This window comes from Paenibacillus sp. UNC217MF, from assembly GCF_000686865.1.
Classification (GTDB): domain Bacteria; phylum Bacillota; class Bacilli; order Paenibacillales; family Paenibacillaceae; genus Paenibacillus_B; species Paenibacillus_B suaedae.
Map to the genome: position 1 here is coordinate 25,297 of NZ_JMLT01000009.1, position 24,059 is coordinate 49,355.

The window sequence follows — 24,059 nt, forward strand, 5'->3', positions numbered from 1 at the left end:
GTATTTGCATAAGGGGTAACGGCGATAAGTGTGAGCATGCCCAGAAATGCTAGACGATGATAATGCGATTAAGTAACAAGGAGGTGACGCTATGGGCGCGAATCGAGCGGTCAGTGCACTGGAAGCCTGGATGGATCATAGAATCTCGGGAACAGCAGGAGCGCAACTGGGTACGATTGTGAGCATGGGAGCGGGCACGGCTGATGTGGAGCTGGAAGGCGAGGCTGGACTTATTCGATATCAGCTTCCGATTTTAGAGCAGGCACAAGACATCGTGATCGAAAGTGGGAGCCGTGTACTGGTTGTATTTACAGAGGCCGGCAAAGGTGGCGGCGTCATTGTCGGAAAGGTGGCTGGAGGATGAGGACGTGGGCGCTTCAAGACGGAGATCTTCAATTATCAGATGGACAAATTGCTTGGATCGATGGGCGTGAGGAATTAACGCAAGCGGTTCGCATTCGGTTGGGTACTCGCTTGGGCGAGTATTTTTTTGCGCCGGATATGGGCTTGGATCATGAGCGAATGGTTGGCAAGCAGGTAGATGAGGATACCATTCGCGAGGCGATTATGCGCTGCCTCATGGATGAACCGCGCATTCAATCGGTTGAGGATGTAGAAGTGACAAGAGACAAGCACTCGCGTACAGCTCAAGTACGCCTAGTCATGACAAGCTCTGAAGGAGAGGAGGTTGAGCTTATCTATGCTGACGGCAGCGGGATTGAAGCGTAAAACCTATCATGAAATTTATGAAGAAATGGTTGAGGATTTAGGCAAGCAGCTCGGACAGGACATCAATACCTCGGAGACATCGCCACTTGGGATGATGATGCAGCTCTTTGCATGGCACTTGTCTGTGCTGTGGGAAGATGTCGAGCAGGTATACCACGAGTCGTATATTCAATATGCAACCGGAGTGCAGCTTGATGCATTGGCCGTATTTTATGGGCTGCGTCGCAAGCTGGAGCAGGCGGCTTATGGGAATATCAAGCTGACAGGCGTTCCGAAGTTTATCGTTCCAGCAGGACTACAAGTGGGTACGAAATCAGGCGTGTGGTTCATGACGGTAGATGATTGCGTATTGGACGATTCGGGCAAGGGAGAAGTTGCTGTGGTGGCGACTGTACCAGGCATTATCGGTAACGTACCTGCTGATTCCATTACAGAAATGCTTACTTCCGTGAAGGAAATTACGAGCATTACGAACCCAGCTAGTATGGCAGAGGGTCGTGAACGGGAAAATGATGTCGAGTTCCGCGACCGTTTGCGTTCCGCGCGAGATGGCAGTCATGCGGCAACCGTGGACGCAATTGTATCTGCCCTGCTGCAAATTCCGGATGTAAAATCAGCAGCTGTACGTGTGAACGATACGATGCAGACGAATGAAGAAGGTATTCCAGCGAAGTCGATTCGTACGTACGTATACGGCGGTCAGGATGAACGCATCGCACAGACGATTTTTGAGAAAAAGGCAGCGGGAATTGGAACAGACGGAACAAAAACCGTAAAGGTTCGCGATGTCAGCGGAGGCGAGCATGATGTGCGCTTTAGCCGCATGAAGCTGCTTGATGCCCATATTGAGGCAGAAGTAAAGGCAACTTCGTCATTTTCTTCTCGTGGGAAGGAGGACATCGTCACCGCGATTGCGCAGTATATCGGCGGCGTCGGCGCGGATCAGCAAGACTACACAGGACTTCCGCAGGGATCACGTATCGTGTACAGCCGTTTGCTGGCAGCCATTCAGAATGTGGCTGGCGTCGAAGAAGTGCTCGAGTTGAAGGTGAAGCTTGGTGATGGCGAATTCGTCAGTGGCAACGTAAGCATTCCGCTTTATGAAGTGGCTCGTGTGGCACCTGAGCGGATAAAGGTGGCGGTGACCTATGTTTAAGCTGCCAGAGGTAATGGAGTTGCTGCCGGATGTCATCGCAAAGGAAGGCAGCAGCCGCTTCGCTCAGCTCGTAAATGTATGGCTGAAGCAGATGAATGAGCTAAGCATTACGATTCAGCGAATATCGGAATGGAAAAGCATCGAACAGGCAGAAGGTGCCGCGCTGGATGAAATTGGCGGCAACTTGGGGCAAGCACGCGGTCAAGCGACCGACGAGGTGTATCGGTTGCTTCTCCGTTCCAAGCTGGCCCGCATGAATTCAAGCGGTAGCTTGGATTCCGTCATCGAGGTGCTCGCTCTAGCTCTTCGAGCAGCACCGGATGAGTTTCGCATCGCGGAGCAGTACGATGACCCGATCCAGCCTGAACCTGCGGCGATTCAGGTCACCGAGGTACCATACGAGAAATTGAATGGCGTTGGGCTAAGCCCTTCGCAATTCGTTTCTCTTGTTGAGAGCCTCGTCGCGGCTGGCGTCCGCGTGACGCAGGTCGGTCTAACGGGCTCGTTCGAGCTGGCATATGCCTACGATGTGCTCGAACAATCCGAGCTCGGCCTCGCTGACGAGGCGATGACCGTAGGCGGTACTCTGGGCGATCTTTATGTCCCGGGCAATGACTACGTACTACCGGTATAGGATGATGTTCGGTAATGGCTCGATAGAGTGAACGGATGATGGCGCTTATAAAATATCAATCACTTATCCAAAGGCTTTCATATGAAAATGAACAAGTTTTTATGGAAGACTCTTTCGGTTAAAGAACTATCTATTAACTATTCAACAACTAGGTTTTGCATGTTTTTGTTCTTAATTTACTAGGAACCATTACGAATGAAAAATGAGGTGACGATACATGGCATTCGAAAAAGAGCTTCCAGAATGGAAGGGAAAAGGGGTCAAGCCCCCGCAAAGCAAACTGGACGAAGGCTGGAAAGTCCAAGACAAGCCTCCCGCAGCTTGGCTGAACTGGCAAATGAATAAGACGTACGAAGCCTTGAAGGAAGTACAGGAGAAGGCAGCGGAGAAGTCGGAGGTTGCTTCGGCAATTGAGGATACAAAGAAATATACGGATCAAAAAGTAGCAGGGATTGATTTAACAAAAATCACTCCAGATTCAATCGGGGCAACGAAAAAAATAGACTTCGATATTCACGCTGCTGATAAAACAAAGCATATTACAGCAGATGAGCGAAACGCTTGGAATGCAAAGGAAACGCCGGGTGGTGCACAGGCAAAGGCAAATCAAGCTGAAACAAATGCTAAAAATTATATTGATTCTAAAGCGTGGCAAAAACATAAGGTAGCCTCAGACGATGGAACAGCGATTGACATTTCTAATAGAGATTTAAACAGTATTGTACACACTGGTTTCTATAAAGGAACGAATATGGGGAATGCTCCCGCTCTTGTTCACGGATGGGGGTATGTTGAAGTTATCACACATGCACCAGGTTCTTGGGTTTTGCAAAAAGTATATGATTTGCACGCGGATAGATTCTATATGCGCAGACTCCAAGATAATGGTTGGACAGCTTGGACACAGGACCTTTTTCAATCTGGCGTTGACGCGAAAAATCGCATCGCGGGTGCCATCAGCGCTAAAGGGGTACCGGCATCCGCATCAGATACTTTTGAACAATTAGCTTCAAAAATACAGACAATCGAAACAGGGAGAAAGTACGCCTCTTCAAGTTTCTATAGATCACTTACTTATGATGGGACATTTGAAGTTAATTCACTTTCATTTAAACCAAGTGAAGTAATATTATTGTTAAATTTAGTAGTTGTTGAGTACTCGGATGGTTCTGGTATAGCTGGTCGTACGCAAAATATGGCTATGGTATTAGGATGGGGATCTGCACAATATGAAGACATGGGAATAAAGCTGAGTGTTGGAGTAGAATTCCTAAATAATGGTTTTGTTGTTAATCATAAAGTACACTCTATTGGAGAATTTTATCGAGGCGCTGTACAAGTAACAAGATGGGAGGCAATTTCATAAGAAATTGTATGAATGAACGTATGAATTAATGAATGATTCAAGATAGATTTTTATGCTCTCGGCCTTAGCTGAGGGCTCTTTATTTCCACTCGAAAGGAGGAAATGAGATGGAACGAATTGATTGGCTCTTGAAACTTGGGGTGGGCGCGGCGGGTGGAACTGTAGCATTACTATTTGGCGGCTGGCCGATGCTGCTGCAAGTACTGCTTATCATGACCGTAGCAGATTACATCACCGGCATTATGGCAGCAGGCTCCGAAGGCAAGTTGCGCAGTAGCGTAGGGCTCATTGGTATTGCACGCAAGGTGTTTATTTTCGTAATCGTATCGATCGCGCATCAGGTGGATGTGGTGCTAGGAGGGCAGCATCTACTCAGAGATGCGACGGTCTTTTTTTATATGGCGAACGAATTGTTGTCGATTATTGAAAATGGCGGACGTCTAGGCGTGCCGCTGCCTCCGGTTATTAAACAGGCGGTGGAAGTGTTGAAGGGAAAAGGGGGAATTCATGATGAGCATCGACATTAAGCAGCGCCTGATTCCAGATGGAAGGGCGAACAAGCCGAACCTTGCCATGAAGCCGATGTATCTTACTGTGCACAACACGGACAATACAGATGCGGGGGCGACTGCAGAAGCGCATTCGAGGTATTTGTTGAACGGCAGTGGCGGGGCGAAGAAGAGCTGGCACTATACGGTGGACGATAAGAGTGTGTATCAGCATTTGCGAGATACTGAGCAGGGGTGGCATGCCGGGGATGGGATAGGCCCTGGCAATGCGTTGTCTATTGGCGTTGAAGTATGTATGTACGCAGGGATCGACGAGCAGGCCGCATGGTGCAATGCTGCTGAACTGCTCGCCATCTTGTCGTGCAAGCATGGCATTGCACTGGAACGCATCATGCCGCACAAACATTGGAGCGGGAAGGCTTGTCCGTCTCGACTGCTGCCGCATTGGCAGCAATTTATGGACATGGTGGTGCAGGCTAAGGAAGCGATGTCAGGCGACACTAGTGGTACGAAGCCGCCATCGCCCAATCCGACTATCGAACAGCAGCTGCGTGCCGAGCGAGTGAAGGTCATCTGGGAAGGTGCACCCAAAGAAAGTTCGCAAGGGTACTTGATCGACAATAAGGTTTATATCCCAGTGCGCGAGGCTGTAGAACGTAGTGGAATGCGTGTGCATTGGGAAGCGGAGAAGAGGCAGGTTGTCGTCCGTGGAGGCAGCGAGTAAATTAAACGAATGAGGCCACATTCAACGGAGATGGAGAATCAATTACTATCATCAAAGATAAAGTACTGGCACGATTGCGATTGCTGTATATCCCTGTCCATGCTCCTTCTCACAACCAAGAATACTTTCCCTCCTGACTGCACAATCTAACATAATGTGACATTGTTGCCGCCGAACAACTTTCCTTAATGGACTCAACTTTTCTTGCCGGTTCCAACAGGTTGTTGCCGGTTCAATTGTTGTAAGGAGGGGCAACACTGTTTCTGTAGACCCACACGGGATCGGTGAGGTAAGATAGGATTCCGGGTTGGAACGGCATATTCCATAATATGCCTGGTAATAAGGAGTCAGGGAGGGGTCAGCGTGAGCGCGGACATATATGCAGATATGAAGCAAGGGGAAAAAGGAGCATGGATCAGCATTGCTGCCTATATTGCCCTATCCGCATTCAAGCTAGCTATCGGCTTATTCTACCAATCGAAGGCGCTCCAAGCAGACGGATGGAATAACTTGACGGATATCGTCGCATCGCTTGCTGTACTTATCGGACTGCGAATTTCGCAGAAGCCGCCAGATCACGACCATCCATACGGTCATTTGCGGGCGGAGACAATCGCTGCTCTAATTGCTTCCTTTATTATGGCGACAGTCGGGATTCAAGTGATCATATCCACGGTACAAGCATTGTTCCATGGCGAGTCGACAACCCCGAACCCGCTTACGGGTTGGGTAGCGCTTGGCTGTGCGATTGTGATGTACGCGGTGTACTCATATAATAAGCGGCTGGCAGAGCGCATTCGTAATCAGGCGCTTATGGCGGCAGCACAAGATAACCGGTCAGATGCATTTGTAAGTATTGGCGCAGCAGTTGGTATTTTCGGTGCTCAGCTTGGCATTAGCTGGCTCGATCCGCTTGCCGCTTTAACAGTAGGCTTCATTATATGCAAGACAGCATGGGATATTTTCCGAGAAGCAACTCATACATTGACGGACGGATTCGATGAAGCGCAGCTGGATCGCCTGCGTAAGACGGTAGAGAGTACAGAAGGCGTGCGCAAGATTAAGGAAGTGAAGGCGCGCCTGCATGGAAGTCTGGTTCTCGTTGATGTGGTTGTACAGGTTGATCCGAAGCTAAGCCTCATTGAAGGACATCATATTTGTGACGATATTGAGCAGCGTATGAAGCGCAAGCATAATATTACTCATGTACATGTGCATGTCGAGCCAATGGATACAGATACAAGCAAAACAATTCATCAGCAATTGGTGTAATGTATGATCATAGAACGCGACCAGCGTGCCCGCGAGCGACGGTAACATCCGTCCTCAGGGCACGTTTTTTTGTGTTTCTAGTAAAACGGACAGACGGAGCAGATCACATAAATAAGCATCGAAAGAGTAGTACTGGGAATGGGCTCGATTGTTTAAATCTGGTATTCACCCCATGAATCAACCAATTAATAGGCACAAAGACCCACAGAGAAGGTTACAATTTTGTCTTTTTTAAGAGGATAGGCCGATAGAAACCGACGAAGAAGACTCTATATAATTAGGCGTAGGGGAAATGGGATGTCATTACAGAAATAGAATAACCACTTAATTATAGAAACAATTGACATCTTGTTCATATGAACATCAACTCACATTCGGTTCACGATTACAGTAATGTAACAACAACTTAGAGGAGGATTTCTATGAAGAAGAAATTACTGTTAGGCATAATGATGTTCACAATGGCAGGGCAGATGATATTGCCGTCATTGCATGCGGCACCTGCAGCAACTAGCAATGTACAAGCTGCATCTGTAACGAGCTCCAACCAGAATCGCGGAGAGATTGTTCAGTCCGTCAATTTGAGAACGAAGCCGAGTACTTCATCCTCAATCATTCGATTGGTGAAGACAGGCGAATCCGTTACAATTTTGGACAAGCCCAACAGCAGTTGGTACAAAGTGAAGGATACCAAAGGCAACACGGGCTATGTAAGCTCTCAGAGCAAATACATACGAGTAGGGAATACATCAGGCTCTAACTCTTCAGGAAGTTCAAATAATAAACCTACGACTTCTGTTCCATCAAGTAAGGCTGCGAAGATGGACAAAGTGGAGAAAGTAGCGAAGAAATACATGGGCACGCCTTATGAATTTGGATCGAATCGGAATACAACCAAAACATTTGATTGCTCCGACTTTGTACGCCAAGTCTATAAGGAAGCATTAGGAATCGTACTGCCGACAGACTCCCGGAAGCAAGGCACTTATATTAAGGATAAAGGCGGCGTGAAGAAGAGCATCAGCCAACTGCAGCGAGGAGACTTGATGTTCTTCATGTCCTATAAGGGATCCAGTGCATCCAGTTATAAAAATGTGAATAAATCAAAAGAGCGAATTACACATGTCGGCATTTACTTGGGCAATGGCAAAATCATTCATACATATTCCAAAGCTTCAGGCGGCGTACGGATCGACACGGTGAGCAACACTAGCTGGGAACATCGTTTCCTGTATGGAGGAAGCGTAGTAAAATAGAAGCGTTCATCGAGCATACTGCATATGCACGCATCAAAAAGGGCTATCTATTCAACAGGGAAAGCTGTTGGTAGATAGCCCTTACTTGTCCGTAGGAAGAGGAATTCAAGCGTGCTGATGCATGTTCCGTCCCACATCCATTAAAATGGAACACGGCGGTTCCTAGTTATTGATATTTTGGAGGCCCTTGTTGTTCATCGATCTTCGGTCTTGTGCGATATTTCTTCGTCTTCGCCATGGCAACTGCAGCCCATGAGCTAAGCAAGCTTATTGGAAGCAGTAGAGCAGTAGTTGTGTAGCGTACAATATTGTCCTGATAGAGGACATAGGCAATGACAAGCACCATGAGTGGGGCGTAATCGACATACCGCACCATCCGATGTCTGAGGCCTAAGCGGTTCTCAACGATACCGAAACAGAAGAAACCGGCAATAATGATGGCAGCGAATAGGAACGCTCCTGTAATCCAGCCGAGTGCTCTCATGAGAAGAGCAAGCGTGATAAGGGCGTATCCGACGAAGCCTACTCCAGTAAACAGCATGTTGCAATCAACTCCTTGGCTAAGATCCTAATCGTAGATGATTATTGCAGCAATTGCAACACGGTTCGGGCACAGGCCTCAGGATCCGTCATAGCAAGAGCGCCTAGCTGCCGCTTCTCGCGCAGCCGGTCATAGTGGTGCTGTAATTCGTTGAACCAACGTGCAATGGTATCCGAGGATTCAATCTTCTCACCCATACCATGCTCCATGAAATATTCACAGTTCTCTTCCTCTTGTCCAGGGATTGGATCATAGAAGAGCATAGGGATGCCCTTCATCATTCCTTCTGTACAAGTCATTCCCCCAGGCTTCGTTACCAGTAAATCGGAAGCATCCATCAGACGCGACACCTCTTGCGTGTAGCCGAATATATGTATGTTCGGATGCTGGAACAATGGATCCTGTTCCATCCGAGCGATTGCCTTCTGATTGCTGCCCATGCAGAACAGAAGCTGGACATGTTCGCGCCATGTCGTCATGTACTGGAGCAAATCTTCATTCAGCGACAATCCCCAGCCGCCGCCCATAATCATGACGGTCGGAAGCGGACGCAATCCAAGCTCCAGCTGCGCTTCCGATTGAGGACAGCGCTCCCAGAACTTCGGATGAACAGGAATACCAGTAACAACAATGCGGCTATCATCAATCCCGCGTTCCAGGAGCTTGTTCCGTACTTCTGGCGCGGAGACGAGGTATTTTGTAACTTCTGGGTTCATCCACGTACCATGCGCATCGTAGTCCGTAATCAATGTATATAATGGAAGATGAAGACCAGAGCGCTTCAGGCGCGATACGATGATATTCGGAAATGGATGAGTGCACACAATCGCATCAGGACGCAATTGATCGAGCACATGAGAAGCTTGTGTGTAGAAAATGCGATGCAATGCGAGCTGTGTGACGCGGTTCAGCGATTTTTTATATTTTTTTCGATACAAGAGTCCAACCAGCTTCGGCTGTGAGCTTACCGTCTTCCGATAAGCAGCGAAGATTAGCGGCCCGACCGTCGGATTCAAGAACTTGCCCAGCTCGATGACGCGTGTTTGGACATCGGGCTCCAGCTGGCGCAGTCCGACTGATAGGGCATAGGCTGCTTGCGTATGGCCTGTACCGAATCCTTCAGATAGAAGGATGATTCTCTTTTTTCGCATGTTCTCACCCACATTCCATTATAACCTGAAAGTTGAAAGGAAGCATCAGCCAATTACGTCGAAACTGAGCGTTCATTTTCCTTGGTTTAGTTGAAATTCACAGGCAGGTATGATAAGGTTCAGGTAACGGCATATGACCATAATTTCTAATTGGTCATTCAGTCAAATGTGCGCCAGGAGAAAGGAGGCGGGGGATGTGACCGTAGACCGCCGAAAACAAATCGTGGAAGCGGCAGCGCAATCCTTTGCTCTGTTCGGGTACAAAGCGACGACGATGGATCAAGTAGCGAAGATTGCCAAGGTAGGCAAAGGAACGATATATACGTTCTTTACGAACAAAGAGGAGCTGTTCGATGAGATTTTGCAGCAGCTCATCCACGAGATGAAAGAGATCGCAGATCGGGAAATCACCGAGGATAGACCGTTTATTGATAAGCTGTATCGTGTGTTGGATCGTGTGCTGGAATATAGAAGCCGCCATGAGCTGGCATTGAAGCTGTCCCAGGAGCTGCGCGACTTCGGGACGCCGATGGCGAAGGAAGCGCTGGCTAAGATGGAACAGGAACTGCTTGAGTACATAGAGCGCGAAGTGCGTGTGGCTATGGAGCGTGGAGAAGTGAAGCAAGGTGACCCGAAGGTCGTCAGCTTCGTCATGCTTCAATTGTACAAAGCGCTTACGACCGAATGGAACAAGCTGAATGCTCCGCTCGATAAGGAAGCGATTAAGGATTATTTCCGCCTTCATTTTATGGAAGGGTTAATGATTCGCCAGCCATAAGGAAGTCAGGACGGATGTTGATATACAAAAGAGAAGCACCCTTCAAATAGGAACGCGTGGTCGAACCTGCAGAAGGGTGCTTTTGTGTGGAGACTATAATATAGTTATTTACTTTTTAATGACGACCATCTGAGCTTTCTCTAATTTCTTAGACAAGTCAACTAGTGCATTCTTCGGATCCTTCTTGAAATGAGCAACCGTTAAGCCAAGCTTGTCTGCGTTCAGCTTCTCCCAAGCTCCATCATCGAGCAGAACAATCGTTTGGGCAAATCCGCGTGACTCCCCGATTACAATATCGCCACCGTACTGACCAGCGAGCTTCACACCTTTCAGTTCTGTCACCGTTGTATCTGTCTTCGCGAAGATCACCGCATTGTCGCCTGTTACTTCAGGCAGCTTCGCAATCACTTCTGTTGTGTCTTTGTCCTTCACTTGTTGAAGCAACCCATTATTGAACAAGCCTTGAGCGGTTGATTTGCTGATCGCAATGACACGGTCATCCGCTTGCTTTGCATCATATTTCAATGCGAAATCATCTGTCTTCGACACATCATTCTTCGTGCTCTCCAAAGCATCTTTAATTTGAGCATCCGTACCATACATAATCAGTCCATTTGCCTTAGGGCCGAATAGGCTGCATCCTGTCGCCATTACAAGTACAAGTATCATGGTAGCTACTATTCCAAGTTTCTTTTTCATTTGTTATCCACCTCAATTACCAGTATTGATTCTTATACCGTTAACGATACAGGAGGGATCATCTTGTTGCCATTGGTTTAGATGACAGCACTCTTTCAATCTCGTAAGAAAGTAGGACTATAGTATCAAAATAGCCGCTGCTCGCAAGAAGTTGCCTGCATAAGATAATAATTCCCCTCCTTTTTACCGTTATAGTAGATATGTACTTTTTTGTTCCATTGGAACTACTCACAGGAGCAAAACGGGAAGGGAGAAGATAAGGTGTACCCATCAAGGAAAAAATCGACATGGCTTAGCATAGCGCTCGTATGCACGTTGCTATTCGGTATGCTGCCAATCCAAGGTATCGTTCATGCAGAAGATTCGTTTACAGGTATTGCTTTTGAATCAGATGTGTCTCCAGTACACGTCACAGTTGAAGGTTCCTCTGTACAATTGAAGGTGCTTGGTACAATCAGCGGAAAGACGGATAAGAAAGATGTTACGAGCTTGGCTACGTGGACGTCCTCGAATCCGAGTGCTGTCAAAGTAGACGCTGGTTGGGTAAGCGGCGCAGGAAAAGGTACTTCGGAAATTACAGTGAAATATCAAGGATATACATTGAAGAAAACGGTTGTATCCGAATACTTGTATGACAAGATCGTTATTCGCACAGGGGATACGGATCAAGAGGTTGCCAATGAAGTGAAGGCGAATCTTGGAGACAAGCTTGCCTGGAAGGCATTCGCCTTGGACAAATCGACAAATACGAACAATGATGTTACGGCTGAAGCCTCCTGGACTTCCTCCAATACAGATGTAGCGGATGTGAATAAAGGGGTCATTACGCTGAAGTCCAAGGGTAAAACGGACATTACCATTAAGCATAAAGGATTAAGCACGAAGATCGAGCTGAAGGTTGAACAGCCTTACGACAAATTGGAGCTGTCGCCAGAAAAGCTGGTTGAATTCGAATACGGTGCAGCTTCCAAGACCGTAACCGCCAAGGCGAAGACTGCTGACGGCAAGCTCGAAGATGTAACAGGTAAGGCAGATTGGACAACAAGCGATGCGAATATCGTCGAAGTGAAGAACGGAGAAGTCAAGCCTATCAACGTAGGTTCGGCAACGGTAACGGCGAACTACCTTGGGGCTTCGCAATCCATTACAGTGGTCGTACGTGCTTCTTACCAAGCGATGCGCATCACACCGGATCAGAAACAGCACATGATGCTGGGAGACGGGCCGCTGCAAGTGCAGACCTTCGTGCTCAATTCGGCTGATAATCAGCAGGATGTTAGTGATCTTGCAGAGTGGACATCAAGCAACCTGATGGCTGTAACGGTAGAACACGGCAAGGTTTACGCGAAGAGCGAAGGAACTGCAACGGTAACAGCTTCTTACAAAGGGCTGACGAAGTCGGTTGAGATTACGGTATACCCGACGATCGAGAAGTTGAAATGGACGGAAGAAGATAAGAATGCAAAACCTGGAGACGTTCGCAAGCAGGAGCTGATCTTGGAAGATGTGAAGCCTTTGCCTAAGATCAGTGGGGTGTCCTTGAGCGGCAATACGCTTGATGTATCGGAACTGGTGCAGTGGACATCTTCTAATGAAAGTGTTGTCTCCGTTAAAGATGGCAAGATGAAGGCAGCAGCACCGGGAACGACTTTCCTGACTGCGAGCATTCGCAATCAAACGCTTCCTTTGGAAGTAAATGTTCAGCGCAAGGCACTCGTATTGCAGGCGAACAATGCGGATATCAGTATCGTAACGGGTCGTGAGCAGCCATTGCCAGAAGTAAATGTTATTTATGCTGATGGTACAGAGGAAAATGTAACGACTCAAGTGAAATGGGAATCCAGTTCTCCGAACTTGCTCGTTCGCGAGGGGAACATGAAGGGTCTCATTGCAGGTCGTGCGACGTTGACAGGTACATTTGCCAATGTGAAAGTGACTGTGAAAGCAACGATCGAAGAAGAGATTGTGAAGTATGATATCGTTCCTTCTGAAATTCGTACGAACGTGAACAAGTCCCAATCGGTTAAGGTAACAGGAACCTACAAGAATGGAAAGACGATTGCGCTTGCTTCGCGTATTAAGTGGACTATTGAAAATGAAAAGGTAGCGACGGTTCGCGGAGCTACTGTCAAGGGTGTGGCTATTGGCAGCACGAAGCTGGTCGGTGAGTATCAAGGAAGAAAGCTGGAGGTTACAGTGCATGTGAAGCCTCGCTTGCTGAAGCTGGAAGCAAATCCGACAACTGTGAAGCTGGGTATCGGTCAGTCTGCATCATGGAAGGTTCAGGCGATTTATGATACAGGTGAAGTTGTGGATGTGACGTCCTCCGTGACATTCGTTCCTTCCAATGTGAAGATTAAGGCGTCGCGTGGTTCGGTGCAAGGTGTATCCAAGGGTAGTGGAAGTTTGAAGCTGACATTGGACGGCAAGAGCACATCACTGCGCGTAACGGTGAAATAAGGATTAATTCAAAATGGGATTAGTCAGAGAACACAGAACAGGGACTGCAAGTGCAGTCCCTGTTTTGATTTTACGATTGTATGCTGCAAGCAAGAGTTGGTGCGAACAGAGCTAGTAAACAGTCGAAATTGCTATATATATCCGTGATGGGCTATGCCCCGAGTGCCTGATCTTTCCCTTGCATGTTATCACTGAAGAGCTTCATTTTGATTGTTATTGCGGCAAACGCAAGCAAGGAAAATCCTACTCCACACCAGATAAGCTGATGCATGCCGAGGTTAGCGATGATAAATCCCGCAACAGCAGTACCTATCGTAATTCCTAAGTTGGAGAAAGAAACGAACAGACTGTTGCCAAATTCAGGCGCTTCCTTCGTTTCAGCAGTCAGCCAAGTTTGACTCACAATCAGTCCTCCTGAGTGCACAGTTCCCCAAATGAATATCATCCCAATCATGAGAGAAAGATACGACCCTGCATAATAGACAAGTACATAGATGAACGCGTAGAGAAGCGGGAAAAGCAGTATTGTTTTTGTAGTATTTTTCTGGAGAAAAGTTCCGAACAGAAAGTTGCCAGCAATCATAACAAGCCCAAATACCATGAGCATGAGACTGATGAGTGAGCCATTCATTCGAGTGATTTGGCTTGTGTATTCGGCAAAGTAACCGTACACAGAGAACATCGCTGCAAAAATAAAGATGACAGCCGCTATGTTGAGCCAAAGTCCGGGCTTACGTAAAATACTCAGCTGTTTGCCGTAAGACATCTTCTCCTTCACAGGCATGGAAGGCAGCCAAATAAGCAAACCTATCAAGGCGATTGCATTCACGATGGCTCCAAATAAGAAGGAGGTGGATAACGAAATACGTTCAGCAAGGTAAGACGTAATCGGGACACCAAATGCGAAGCCTACTGTAATACCTGCAAATACACGAACGACAGCCTGACTGCTCTGCTCGGGAGGTACCAGACTGGCGGCAGCTACGAGTGCGATGGAGAAGAAAATCGGATGGAACATCGCAGGCAAGATCCGGAATATAAGCATTACCTCAAAATGCGAGGTGAACGCATAGACGAGATTGGACAGAACAAACATGGAAATGGCCGTCAATAGAACGCTTTTACGGTTAAAGCGGGATGCGATCAGGGTAAGAAACGGACCGCTAACGGCCACGATGAGTGCAAATATACCGACCAGCCAGCCTGCTTGGGAGGCTGTAATGTTGTATTTCTGCGATATTTGAGGCAGCACGCCCACAATACCCATTTCTGTCGTAATAATGCCGAATACGCCAAGGGACAGCAGAAGAAGCAGTAAGGGGTTTGTTTTTCTCATTTCAACGATAACTCCATTTCTATTCATCAGAATTTACATTTTAATGGTCATGAGTACTACGATGTACTTCATTCAAATAATTTCACTTCAATGAGCTTCACTTCAATACACTTCAACCCATTTATGCCATTCCAATTAATATACATAAATACATATCTAAAAATATAGATGTATTCTAACAAAAAAAAGAGATGTTCCTCCTCCTCTACAAGTGATGGGTGACGTAATCGGCATATTCTCGTATCGTGCGTTCATTGCGGCGATAGTACGTCCATTTGCCAATTCGTTCAGACTCTAATAGTCCAGCTTGCTGCATTGTGAGCAAGTAGCTGGAGATAACCGATTGCGCAAGCCCTGTCTTTTTCTGAATATCGCCTACGCATATGCCTGTTGCAAATGATATTCCATACTGAATGTACTTCTCTTCATTGAAATGTTCTTCAGGGTTCTTCAACCATTGAAGAATTTGGGCGCGTGTGTCATTAGACAAAGCTTTGCAAATGAGTAAAGGTTCCATACGTCTTATTATATCTATAATTATAGATTTGTAAATACAATAATTGGCTGAAAAGTCTGTAGATGCTCCGATAACAGTGAAATTTAATATACACACGTCTGAATATATATGCATAAAAAATGATGTTATTTGTCCTCGTAAAAGAATATAATGGATCATATATGTCGAAAAATACAAAAAAAGAACGAGAATTTATAAACAAAAAGGGTGATCGATGCATAGAGGGGGATTTATCTATTTGGCTCTATATAAAGGTATTATCAACTATAATAACTTATCAAGGACATAAAAATATTAAATTGCCATCATATTAACGTGGTGATAAAATAATGAAACAATACAAATGAATAATTATAAATTCATAAAGAGAACGTGTTGATTGCTGTCGATCCTATGCAATGTATGTCGATCACTTTTAAATAGAAAGGTTGCTTCGTATGAAACTGAACGGATTACCTCCCAAGCAAGGCTTATATGATCCACGATTTGAAAAAGATGCGTGCGGAATGGGCTTCGTCGCTCATATTAAAGGGCAGAAGTCTCATGATATCGTACGTCAAGCGCTGCAGATGCTGGTGAATATGGAGCATCGCGGCGGTCAAGGAAGCGAACCGAATACAGGCGATGGAGCAGGAATTATGCTGCAAATTCCGCATCGCTTCTTTGCTCGCGAGTTGGAGCAGCAAGGAATTACACTTCCGGAAGCGGGTCAATACGGCGTGGGTATGCTGTTCCTGACGCAGAATGAGCCAGCGAGGGGAGAGCATGAAGCGCGTCTTCGTCGTATCGTTGAGGAGGAGGGGCATCAATTAATCGGATTCCGCACCGTACCGACGAATGGGGAAGGTCTTGGCCAATCCGCACGGGCAGTTCAGCCTTATGTGCGCCAAGTGTTTATCGCACGGAATGCGGATAGCGACAGTGAGCTGGCCTTTGAACGCAAGCTGTACATGATTCGCAAGCGGATGGAGCGGGAAATTCGCTATACCGGTGAAGAGGAAGCGAGCACGTTCTATATTTCGAGCATGTCTTGCCGGAAAATTGTATATAAAGGAATGCTGACCACCGAGCAAGTTGGGCAGTTCTATCTCGATCTGCAGCATGATTTGCTCGAATCTGCGATTGCACTTATTCATTCACGCTTCAGCACGAACACGTTCCCGAGTTGGGAGCGTGCCCATCCGTATCGCTATATGATTCATAATGGTGAAATCAACACGCTTCGCGGCAATGTGAACTGGATGCATGCGCGTCAGACATTGTTCGCATCAGGCGTCTTCGGAGCTGATCTGGAGAAGGTGAAGCCAGTCATTAATGATGATGGTTCAGATACGGGGATGTTCGACAATACGTTTGAATTTCTGTATTTGGCGGGACGTCCGCTATCGCATGTTGCGATGATGATGGTGCCTGAGCCGTGGAACAATCATGACAGCATGGATCCGGCGAAGAAGGCCTTTTACGAGTATCACAGCTGTCTGATGGAGCCTTGGGATGGCCCTGCGGCAATGGCGTTTACTGACGGTGTGCAAATTGTAGCCACCTTGGATCGCAATGGATTGCGCCCATCTCGTTACTGTGTGACGAAGGACGATATGATTGTGCTTAGCTCCGAAGCGGGCGTGCTGGATATTGCGCCAGAGCAGATTGCCTACAAGGATCGACTTCGTCCTGGGCGGATGCTCGTTGTAGATACCGAGCAAGGCTGCATCATTTCCGATGAAGAGGTGAAGGCGCAGATTGCGGCGGAGAACCCGTACCAAGCTTGGCTGGAGGAGCATCTGGTCGGTCTTGAGGATTTGCCGGACGCGCCGGAAGTGCCTGAGCCGAAGCATGAGAATGTGCAGCAGCGCCAGCAGGCATTCGGTTACACCTATGAGGAACTGCGCAAGATTATCGAGCCGATGGCGGCTACTGGTGTAGAGCCGCTTGGATCGATGGGATATGATGCACCGCTCGCGATATTATCTGAACGTCCGCAGCGGCTGTACAATTACTTTAAGCAATTATTTGCACAGGTGACGAACCCGCCTATCGATGCCATTCGCGAGGAGATTGTCACTGCGACGGGCACGACGATCGGGCCTGAGCGGAATCTGTTGCTTCCAGAGCCGGAGAGCTGCCGCCAGATTAAGCTCGATTCTCCCGTGCTCTCCAATGAAGAATTTGCGAAGCTTCGCCATATTCGCAGACCGGGCTTCAAGTCGATCACCATTCCGATCTTGTTCACAGCATCAGAAGGAGCGGCGGGGCTTGAAGCGGCTTTGAAGACGATGTGCGAGGCAGCTGATCGGGTTATCGGCAAGGGACATAATTTAATCATCCTGTCTGATCGTGGCGTTGAGGAGGATCAAGCGGCTATTCCGGCGCTTCTTGCAGTATCCAGCCTTCATCACCATCTCATTCGCCAAGGGACGCGTACGAAGGTAAGCCTATTGCTGGAATCGGGCGAGCCGCGCGAGGTACACCACTATGCACTGCTGCTTGGCTATGGCGTCAGTGTGGTGAACCCATACTTGGTGTTCGAGACGCTGGATGATATGATTCGCCAAGGCATCCTGCACGGCATTACGCATGAGAAGGCAGTTAAGAATTATATGAAGGCCGCGACGAAGGGCGTCGTGAAGATCTTGTCCAAGATGGGAATCTCGACGGTACAGTCTTATCGCGGCGCACAAATATTTGAAGCAATTGGATTGAAGCAGGACTTTGTCGATCAATACTTTACTTGGACGCCATCCCGAATCGGCGGCATTGGCTTGGAGGAAGTAGCGCAGGAGGCATTGTCTCATCACTATCGTGCTTTCGCCTCACAGCCGGGAAGAGATACGGAATTGGATTCCGGGGGCGAGTATCAGTGGCGCAAGGACGGGGAGGAGCATCTGTTCAACCCGCAAACCATTCATACCTTGCAGCAAGCTGTACGTACGAACGATTACCGTCTGTTCAAGAAGTATTCGAAGCTGGTGCAAGGAGAGTACAACAGCAGCCGAACCCTTCGTTCGTTGTTCACCTTGAAGCCAATTGGTCCAGCGATTCCATTGGATGAAGTGGAATCCGTCGAATCGATCGTGAAGCGGTTCAAGACGGGAGCAATGTCGTTCGGCTCGATCTCGAAGGAAGCGCACGAGAGCTTGGCTATCGCCATGAACCGAATCGGAGGCAAGTCGAACTCCGGTGAAGGCGGAGAGAATCCAGCCCGCTATGTGAAGGATGCGAATGGCGATTCCCGAAGAAGCGCGATCAAGCAGGTGGCATCTGGACGCTTCGGTGTGACATCTCATTATCTTGTTAACGCAGATGAGATCCAGATTAAGATGGCACAGGGAGCCAAGCCGGGAGAAGGCGGTCAGCTGCCAGGCCGCAAGGTATATCCATGGGTTGCGGAAGTGCGCGGCTCGACACCAGGAGTAGGCTTGATTTCTCCACCGCCGCACCATGACATTTACTCGATCGAGGATTTGGCTGAGCTGATCTATGATTTAAAGAATGCCAATCCGCAGGCGCGCATCAATGTGAAGCTCGTCTCGGAAGTCGGTGTTGGAACGATTGCTGCCGGAGTAGCCAAGGGGCGTGCAGATGTAATTCTCGTTAGTGGCTATGACGGTGGCACTGGCGCCTCACCGCAGGGCTCGATCCGCCACACAGGCTTGCCGTGGGAGCTTGGATTGGCAGAAACACATCAGACCTTGATCCTGAACAACTTGCGCGATCGTATTGTATTGGAAACGGACGGGAAGATGATGACGGGACGCGACCTTGCTATCGCTGCCCTGCTGGGAGCTGAGGAATATGGCTTCTCCACGGCACCGCTTGTTGCGGTCGGCTGTATTATGATGCGAGTATGCCAGCTGGACACATGCCCTGTCGGAGTGGCGACACAAAATCCAGAGCTGCGCAAGAACTTTACAGGCGATCCGCAGCATGTCGTGAACTTTATGCTCTTCATTGCGGAGGAGCTTCGCGAATGGATGGCTGAGCTTGGATTCCGTACGTTGGATGAGATGATTGGGCGTACAGAATGCTTGGGCATGAAGGATGCGCTGGATCATTGGAAGGCGAAGCATCTCGATCTGTCCTCGGTGCTGTACCAGCCTGAGATGCCAGAAGGTTCCTCGCGCATTCAAGTTCGCGCTCAGAACCATGGCTTGGAAGAGACACTCGATATGACAAGGCTCGTTCCCGAAGCGCAGTCTGCGCTGGAATCAGGAATACCTGTCGAAGGGACATTCCCGATATGCAATGTGAATCGTGCGACGGGCACAATATTGGGCAGCGAGGTAACGAGAAGATACGGCGCGGCAGGACTGCCTGAGGATATGATCCGTTACTCGTTTATCGGGTCTGCTGGACAGAGCTTCGGCGCATTTGTTCCACGCGGCATGACGTTGACGGTTGAAGGAGACAGCAACGACTATGTCGGCAAGGGGTTATCAGGCGGTAAAATTATCGTGAAGCCGTCTCCGCAGGCTACTTTTGCAGCAGAGGACAATGTCATTATCGGCAATACGGCATTCTATGGGGCTACAAGCGGTGAAGCCTACATTCGCGGAATTGCTGGCGAACGCTTCGCGGTTCGCAATTCAGGAGTACATGTGGTCGTCGAAGGCGTAGGCGATCATGGCTGTGAATATATGACTGGCGGCTGTGTTGTCGTGCTCGGTAAGACGGGGCGCAACTTCGCAGCAGGTATGTCTGGGGGTATCGCATATGTATGGGATGAGGATCGTACATTCGTGAACCGCTGCAATCTAGAAATGGTGCTGTTGGAGCCGCTTGAAGGAGCGGAAGAAGAGCAGCAGGTGCGAGGTATGATTGAGCGTCATGTGCAAGTAACGGGCAGCACCATTGGGGAACGAATCTTGCAGCAATGGGACAATGGAGCAAGCGAGCAATTCGTCCGTGTCATTCCGAAGGATTATAAGCGCATGATGGAGCAAATTGCGAAGGTAGAGGCGCAGGGAATGACCGGAGAAGCGGCGCTGCTTGCCGCATTTGAAGCGAATATGCGCGATTTATCACGTGCTAGCGGAAACTAAATTATGGTATGATAGCTATGGCCTGCAGTTCGGAACTATCCGGGCGCAGGCCATCGCTTTTTTCAACCTACTTCTACTAGAAATCGTTGGTGATACCATGAAGTTTTCGCCGATGGGGGCGTTCCGCAATTATACGCGGGAGATGAACGTATTTATCTGGGCAAGCATCATTAACTCGACAGGCGGAGCTCTTATGTGGCCGCTCACGACCTTGTTTGTTTACACGCAATTGAATCGCTCTTTGGCTGATGCCGGATTTGTCATTCTGATACAGATGCTCGGCGGCGTGTTTGGGCAGTTCCTGGGCGGAGGGCTGTATTATCGGATAGGGGTGCGGCGCCTGCTTGTATGGGCACTGGCGATTACTTCCGTGCTGCAATGCTCGCTCGTGTTCACGGCATATACCAGCTGGTGGGGCTATGTCATTACGATGGGGGCGATTGGACTAGCCAATTCCGTATCGATGCCGGCGATTCAATCTTTTATTGGCTTTCGGTGGTCTGATCGGCGGGATGAGTTATTCAATGTGATCTATGTCGCGAACAACATCGGGGTCGCGCTGGGAACAGCAATAAGCGGTGTGCTCGCAGACATTTCGTTTAATTTAACTTTCCTGCTGACCGGAGTCACCTCAGCCGGGTTTGCCTTCTTCTTCTATCGCTTCCTGCAAGGCATGCAGGAAGAGGGATCCGTGCAAGAGAATAATGAGACAAATAACGGACAAGCCCTTGAGAGTCAAGGTACTGGAGCGGCAGTAAATTATGGCGATAGACAACAGCCTTCTGCCGGAGTGCTGCCGGAACAGACACTATGGAATAAGCTTGCCGCTTATCGCATATATTTGTTCATGTCTTTAGGGGCGATGTTTATATGGCTGGCGAATTCCTTGTGGGGAAGCGGGATCGCCCCGCATATTGATGATCAGGGCATGGGCTTCTCGATGTACAGTCTGCTGTGGACATTGAACGGCGTACTTATCTTTGCAGCTCAGCCGATTACAACATGGATGAAGCGAACCGTGGCGAAGCGGGTAACCGATCAGCTGACATGGAGCGGCATCTTTTATGGAGCGGCATATCTCGTCATTTGGATCGTGCCGAACTATGCAGGTTTCGTGCTTGGAATGGCATTGGCAACATTAGGAGAAATGCTTGTATCCCCGGCTGTCCCAGCATTCCTATCCGCTCGGGCTGGTCGTGAGGCCCCATTCTATATGGGGGTTGCAGGAGGAATCAGCTCTATTGGAAGGATGATAGGGCCATATTTGTTGGGCGTTACTTACGATCATAGCGGGCTTGCTGGCGTAGCAGTCATCTCAATCGCGATTGCGGTATTATCGATTATTAGTTTTATCATTCATGCATGGCTTCAACGTCAAGCCAAAGTCCCGGTTCGTCCGCGCTCTTTTCCTTCATCTTCGTAATTTTTGAAGAATACGTATAAAATTCGACAAAAGTAGAACTGAATAGGTACGCTCCTCTCCCCATGATACGACAGTGTACCTGCATCTTATGGGTTATAATAAAGATTGAAATATGGCAATTTGGAACTAAATAAAGAGCTATAGCAGTGGTCATTACAAGATAAGTGAGGTACGGGTTATGGGAGGAATAGGGGAGAATCATAATCTGAAAAGTCAAAATGAAACAAGTCTAGACAATAAACAGACTAAACTAGATATTTTTGACATTTTGACTCAATTGCAAATTGATCTTGAACGATGGCCTGATGTATACCGTCGACCGGAGGCTATACCTGCAATTGAATAGTATGTAGATGAGCATCCTCCATTTGATCAATGGAGGATGTATTGTTTTCTGATGGTTATTTCTTAATTCTGGAAGTTGGCTGCATGGAACGCTCGGCACGCACAAATGCGATGAAGCGCCGCGATTCGTCCTCAGACAGCTCACGTCCATCTACCGTAAGACGGAACCTCTTCATCAAGTCTTCGTCAGACAACTCCAAAGCGTCTGCAAACTCACGAACCTCATGTGTCAAGGTTGTTGTTGGATTGGAGATGCGTCCCACCAAATAATCTATAGATACTCCAAATAAATCCGCTAATTTGGTCAACGTTTCAAAATCAGGCTTGCGGCGATTTTTTTCATAGTGAGAAAGCGCGGCTCGGGTAATACCCAGCAGCTCAGCGAGTCCCTCTTGTGTCCATCCCTTCTGATCTCGAAGATATGATATGCGATTTCCGGTACTCATGCCAACAATTCCTCCCTTGCTAAGACGATACACCCTTTTTGAAACAATATGTCGCAAAAAAATTATAAATTATACAGAAATGAATTGACACGATACAAAATGTATCTTAATCTAAAAGTAGTTCAAGGTTACAAAATGTATCAAAACTATGACTTTAGAACCTCTTTTTCTATTATAGTGTCCCCCCCATATGATGGTCAATTGAAGATAAATCGATTACGTTTCCTCAAGTAGAGAAGCATTATAATCCATCAAAAAGGAGTGAACGACCATCGAACTTCTAACCTTGCTTGAAGTTATCAACCGTAGAAAATGGTTTCTAATCATCACTACCCTTATTGTAACATTGCTTGCGGCATTGTTCATGCAAGTAACTCAAAAACCGACCTATCGCTCTACAGTAAAGATGATTATGAGCAATAGCGGTTCAGATGCAGAAATGACGATGGAAAGAATGAATTTGAATATATCCTTGATGAACACCTTTAAGGAATTAATTAAGACACCTACTATTCTTGGGGCGGTTATACGTGATAATCCAAGCTGGGGCCTGTCAATCAGTGAACTCGCGGATCGCATATCGGTAAGCACGGTGGAGCAAACCCCAGTAATGTCTATAACCGTTCGAGACATCTCAGAATCGAGAGTGATTGACATTATGAATGATGTAACAAGCACGCTAAAAAGACAAGTAGCATTCATCTACAAAATGGACAACATTCTCATTCTCGATGACCCGAATCATCAACAACGCATGATTCCAGAAGTCGAATCCCATGTATTGCGCAACACAGTGATCGTTGGGGCTGCTTGCTTTATTTTACTCATGCTGTTTGTCAGCATGAAAGATATGACGGGAGATGTTGTGCGAAATGAAGCACGACTGAGGGAACTGGAACTTTCACCTCTCGTGTCCATCGAACCTTGCAAAAGAGGAGATATGTTGACGCAAAAGACAGCGAATACCAAATTGGCGGGTGATAAAAAGAATGTTCCGATATCGACGTAAAATTCAGCTATTAGTGCATATGAAGAAGACGTCTAACATTTCCCAAACGTACCGCGCATTGCGAACGAAGTTGAATTATATGCTAGCCAAGCGAAATGATCGAACGCTTTTGGTGACCTCATCCGTACATGGGGAAGGCAAGACGACGGTAGCTAGCAATTTGGGAATTGCCTTCGCGCTGGAAGGAAAGAAAGTCGTAATCATCGATGCGAATCTGCGCCTGCCAACACTTCACCATGTATTCTCCCTCTCGAAGCGCAGCGGATTAGGCGATTATTTGGAATCTGCGCAATGGTCGGAAGAAATGATACAAGAAAGCTCCATACCTAATTTATTCATACTCCCTGGGAATCCGACGAACAGTGATCCTTCCGAGCTGTTGGGCAGCTCTCAAATGGAATACCTCTTAAGTCATCTTGCAGAACAATTCGATCTGATTCTTATCGATTCGCCCCCCATAACGAAAGTCACGGATGGACTAATATTGTCAGGTTTGTGCGATGCGGTACTGATCGTTGTCAAATCTGGAAAAGTAAAAGCTGCTACGCTCATGAAAGTGAAAGAGGCCATAGAGTGCGTGAGCGGTACGATTATCGGCACTGTACTCAATCAAGTCGAACGGCGCAATTCGTTGAATTCACAGGTAATTGCGATGAAATAGCTGCTCGG

General features: G+C 47.7%; 21 protein-coding genes. 15 read left to right on the top strand and 6 right to left on the bottom strand.

Annotated elements, in window-relative coordinates; translation table 11 throughout:
- The first annotated feature begins 91 nt into the window (after positions 1-91).
- From BP95_RS0105780 to BP95_RS0105820, 9 genes are all read left to right on the top strand, one after another.
- The gene (locus BP95_RS0105780) at positions 92-364 is read left to right on the top strand and encodes a hypothetical protein (protein ID WP_028531626.1); all 273 of its coding nucleotides are present in this window, start codon (positions 92-94) and stop codon (positions 362-364) included.
- Complete coding sequence (locus tag BP95_RS0105785) at positions 361-729, top strand: DUF2634 domain-containing protein (protein WP_021254387.1); 369 nt, start codon at positions 361-363, stop codon at positions 727-729. The genes BP95_RS0105780 and BP95_RS0105785 overlap by 4 nt, the downstream gene beginning before the upstream one ends.
- On the top strand, positions 701-1,885 hold the full coding sequence (locus BP95_RS0105790; RefSeq protein WP_028531627.1) for a baseplate J/gp47 family protein: 1,185 nt from the start codon (positions 701-703) through the stop codon (positions 1,883-1,885). Before BP95_RS0105785 ends, BP95_RS0105790 begins: the two co-directional genes overlap by 29 nt.
- The gene (locus BP95_RS0105795) at positions 1,878-2,519 is read left to right on the top strand and encodes a hypothetical protein (RefSeq protein WP_028531628.1); all 642 of its coding nucleotides are present in this window, start codon (positions 1,878-1,880) and stop codon (positions 2,517-2,519) included. Before BP95_RS0105790 ends, BP95_RS0105795 begins: the two co-directional genes overlap by 8 nt.
- A 217-nt stretch (positions 2,520-2,736) precedes the next feature.
- The gene (locus BP95_RS33500; protein ID WP_028531629.1) at positions 2,737-3,885 is read left to right on the top strand and encodes a pyocin knob domain-containing protein; all 1,149 of its coding nucleotides are present in this window, start codon (positions 2,737-2,739) and stop codon (positions 3,883-3,885) included.
- 107 nt (positions 3,886-3,992) lie between these two features.
- Positions 3,993-4,412, top strand: a complete 420-nt coding sequence (locus BP95_RS0105805) for a phage holin family protein (protein WP_028531630.1) — start codon at positions 3,993-3,995, stop codon at positions 4,410-4,412.
- Positions 4,396-5,118: an N-acetylmuramoyl-L-alanine amidase gene (locus BP95_RS0105810; RefSeq protein ID WP_028531631.1), complete on the top strand. Its 723-nt coding sequence runs from the start codon at positions 4,396-4,398 to the stop codon at positions 5,116-5,118. Before BP95_RS0105805 ends, BP95_RS0105810 begins: the two co-directional genes overlap by 17 nt.
- 363 nt (positions 5,119-5,481) lie before the next feature.
- On the top strand, positions 5,482-6,390 hold the full coding sequence (locus BP95_RS0105815; RefSeq protein WP_021254381.1) for a cation diffusion facilitator family transporter: 909 nt from the start codon (positions 5,482-5,484) through the stop codon (positions 6,388-6,390).
- Positions 6,391-6,812: 422 nt separating this feature from the next.
- Positions 6,813-7,646: a C40 family peptidase gene (locus BP95_RS0105820; RefSeq protein ID WP_021254380.1), complete on the top strand. Its 834-nt coding sequence runs from the start codon at positions 6,813-6,815 to the stop codon at positions 7,644-7,646.
- A 166-nt stretch (positions 7,647-7,812) separates the two neighbouring features.
- Here the strand turns inward: BP95_RS0105820 and BP95_RS0105825 are convergent, their stop codons facing one another.
- Positions 7,813-8,187 (bottom strand): hypothetical protein, encoded by a 375-nt coding sequence (locus BP95_RS0105825; protein ID WP_028531632.1) that lies wholly within the window; start codon positions 8,185-8,187, stop codon positions 7,813-7,815.
- A gap of 41 nt (positions 8,188-8,228) precedes the next feature.
- Positions 8,229-9,338, bottom strand: a complete 1,110-nt coding sequence (locus BP95_RS0105830; RefSeq protein WP_028531633.1) for a UDP-N-acetylglucosamine--LPS N-acetylglucosamine transferase — start codon at positions 9,336-9,338, stop codon at positions 8,229-8,231.
- 196 nt (positions 9,339-9,534) lie between these two features.
- On the opposite strand from BP95_RS0105830, the gene BP95_RS0105835 reads away from it, so the two are divergent.
- The gene (locus BP95_RS0105835; RefSeq protein ID WP_028531634.1) at positions 9,535-10,116 is read left to right on the top strand and encodes a TetR/AcrR family transcriptional regulator; all 582 of its coding nucleotides are present in this window, start codon (positions 9,535-9,537) and stop codon (positions 10,114-10,116) included.
- 108 nt (positions 10,117-10,224) lie between these two features.
- On the opposite strand, the gene BP95_RS0105840 is transcribed toward BP95_RS0105835, so the two are convergent.
- Positions 10,225-10,815 carry a lipoprotein BA_5634 family protein gene (locus tag BP95_RS0105840; protein ID WP_021254376.1) on the bottom strand — a complete coding sequence of 197 codons (591 nt, stop codon included), beginning with the start codon at positions 10,813-10,815 and terminating at the stop codon, positions 10,225-10,227.
- A gap of 261 nt (positions 10,816-11,076) precedes the next feature.
- Between BP95_RS0105840 and BP95_RS0105845 the strand changes: the two genes are divergently transcribed.
- The gene (locus BP95_RS0105845; protein WP_028531635.1) at positions 11,077-13,275 is read left to right on the top strand and encodes an Ig-like domain-containing protein; all 2,199 of its coding nucleotides are present in this window, start codon (positions 11,077-11,079) and stop codon (positions 13,273-13,275) included.
- Positions 13,276-13,426: 151 nt separating this feature from the next.
- On the opposite strand, the gene BP95_RS0105850 is transcribed toward BP95_RS0105845, so the two are convergent.
- Positions 13,427-14,611, bottom strand: coding sequence for an MFS transporter (locus BP95_RS0105850; protein WP_021254374.1), 1,185 nt, complete (start codon positions 14,609-14,611; stop codon positions 13,427-13,429).
- 205 nt (positions 14,612-14,816) lie between these two features.
- On the bottom strand, positions 14,817-15,128 hold the full coding sequence (locus tag BP95_RS0105860) for an ArsR/SmtB family transcription factor (RefSeq protein WP_021254373.1): 312 nt from the start codon (positions 15,126-15,128) through the stop codon (positions 14,817-14,819).
- A 437-nt stretch (positions 15,129-15,565) separates the two neighbouring features.
- Here BP95_RS0105860 and gltB point away from each other — a divergent pair, with 437 nt between their 5' ends.
- Positions 15,566-20,167, top strand: a complete 4,602-nt coding sequence (gene gltB, locus BP95_RS0105865) for a glutamate synthase large subunit (RefSeq protein WP_028531636.1) — start codon at positions 15,566-15,568, stop codon at positions 20,165-20,167.
- A gap of 112 nt (positions 20,168-20,279) precedes the next feature.
- Positions 20,280-21,590 carry an MFS transporter gene (locus BP95_RS29700; RefSeq protein ID WP_021254371.1) on the top strand — a complete coding sequence of 437 codons (1,311 nt, stop codon included), beginning with the start codon at positions 20,280-20,282 and terminating at the stop codon, positions 21,588-21,590.
- A 401-nt stretch (positions 21,591-21,991) separates the two neighbouring features.
- Here BP95_RS29700 and BP95_RS0105880 read toward each other — a convergent pair whose 3' ends face one another.
- Positions 21,992-22,381, bottom strand: coding sequence for a helix-turn-helix domain-containing protein (locus tag BP95_RS0105880; RefSeq protein ID WP_021254370.1), 390 nt, complete (start codon positions 22,379-22,381; stop codon positions 21,992-21,994).
- Positions 22,382-22,652: 271 nt separating this feature from the next.
- On the opposite strand from BP95_RS0105880, the gene BP95_RS0105885 reads away from it, so the two are divergent.
- Together BP95_RS0105885 and BP95_RS29705 are read left to right on the top strand one after the other, a co-directional pair.
- The gene (locus BP95_RS0105885) at positions 22,653-23,390 is read left to right on the top strand and encodes a YveK family protein (RefSeq protein ID WP_081676968.1); all 738 of its coding nucleotides are present in this window, start codon (positions 22,653-22,655) and stop codon (positions 23,388-23,390) included.
- A complete protein-coding gene (locus BP95_RS29705) occupies positions 23,371-24,051 on the top strand; it encodes a CpsD/CapB family tyrosine-protein kinase (protein WP_021254368.1) in 681 nt (226 codons plus the stop codon). The genes BP95_RS0105885 and BP95_RS29705 overlap by 20 nt, the downstream gene beginning before the upstream one ends.
- The last annotated feature ends 8 nt before the right edge of the window (positions 24,052-24,059 follow it).

What these genes read in the sequence shown, in the direction of transcription:
- BP95_RS0105780 (WP_028531626.1), top strand. Translation starts at nt 92, where the DNA reads ATGGGCGCGAATCGAGCGGTCAGTGCACTGGAAGCCTGGATGGATCAT.
- BP95_RS0105785 (WP_021254387.1), top strand. Translation starts at nt 361, where the DNA reads ATGAGGACGTGGGCGCTTCAAGACGGAGATCTTCAATTATCAGATGGA.
- BP95_RS0105790 (WP_028531627.1), top strand. Translation starts at nt 701, where the DNA reads ATGCTGACGGCAGCGGGATTGAAGCGTAAAACCTATCATGAAATTTAT.
- BP95_RS0105795 (WP_028531628.1), top strand. Translation starts at nt 1,878, where the DNA reads ATGTTTAAGCTGCCAGAGGTAATGGAGTTGCTGCCGGATGTCATCGCA.
- BP95_RS33500 (WP_028531629.1), top strand. Translation starts at nt 2,737, where the DNA reads ATGGCATTCGAAAAAGAGCTTCCAGAATGGAAGGGAAAAGGGGTCAAG.
- BP95_RS0105805 (WP_028531630.1), top strand. Translation starts at nt 3,993, where the DNA reads ATGGAACGAATTGATTGGCTCTTGAAACTTGGGGTGGGCGCGGCGGGT.
- BP95_RS0105810 (WP_028531631.1), top strand. Translation starts at nt 4,396, where the DNA reads ATGAGCATCGACATTAAGCAGCGCCTGATTCCAGATGGAAGGGCGAAC.
- BP95_RS0105820 (WP_021254380.1), top strand. Translation starts at nt 6,813, where the DNA reads ATGAAGAAGAAATTACTGTTAGGCATAATGATGTTCACAATGGCAGGG.
- BP95_RS0105825 (WP_028531632.1), bottom strand. Translation starts at nt 8,187, where the DNA reads ATGCTGTTTACTGGAGTAGGCTTCGTCGGATACGCCCTTATCACGCTT.
- BP95_RS0105830 (WP_028531633.1), bottom strand. Translation starts at nt 9,338, where the DNA reads ATGCGAAAAAAGAGAATCATCCTTCTATCTGAAGGATTCGGTACAGGC.
- BP95_RS0105840 (WP_021254376.1), bottom strand. Translation starts at nt 10,815, where the DNA reads ATGAAAAAGAAACTTGGAATAGTAGCTACCATGATACTTGTACTTGTA.
- BP95_RS0105850 (WP_021254374.1), bottom strand. Translation starts at nt 14,611, where the DNA reads ATGAGAAAAACAAACCCCTTACTGCTTCTTCTGCTGTCCCTTGGCGTA.
- BP95_RS0105860 (WP_021254373.1), bottom strand. Translation starts at nt 15,128, where the DNA reads ATGGAACCTTTACTCATTTGCAAAGCTTTGTCTAATGACACACGCGCC.
- gltB (WP_028531636.1), top strand. Translation starts at nt 15,566, where the DNA reads ATGAAACTGAACGGATTACCTCCCAAGCAAGGCTTATATGATCCACGA.
- BP95_RS29700 (WP_021254371.1), top strand. Translation starts at nt 20,280, where the DNA reads ATGGGGGCGTTCCGCAATTATACGCGGGAGATGAACGTATTTATCTGG.
- BP95_RS0105880 (WP_021254370.1), bottom strand. Translation starts at nt 22,381, where the DNA reads ATGAGTACCGGAAATCGCATATCATATCTTCGAGATCAGAAGGGATGG.
- BP95_RS29705 (WP_021254368.1), top strand. Translation starts at nt 23,371, where the DNA reads ATGTTCCGATATCGACGTAAAATTCAGCTATTAGTGCATATGAAGAAG.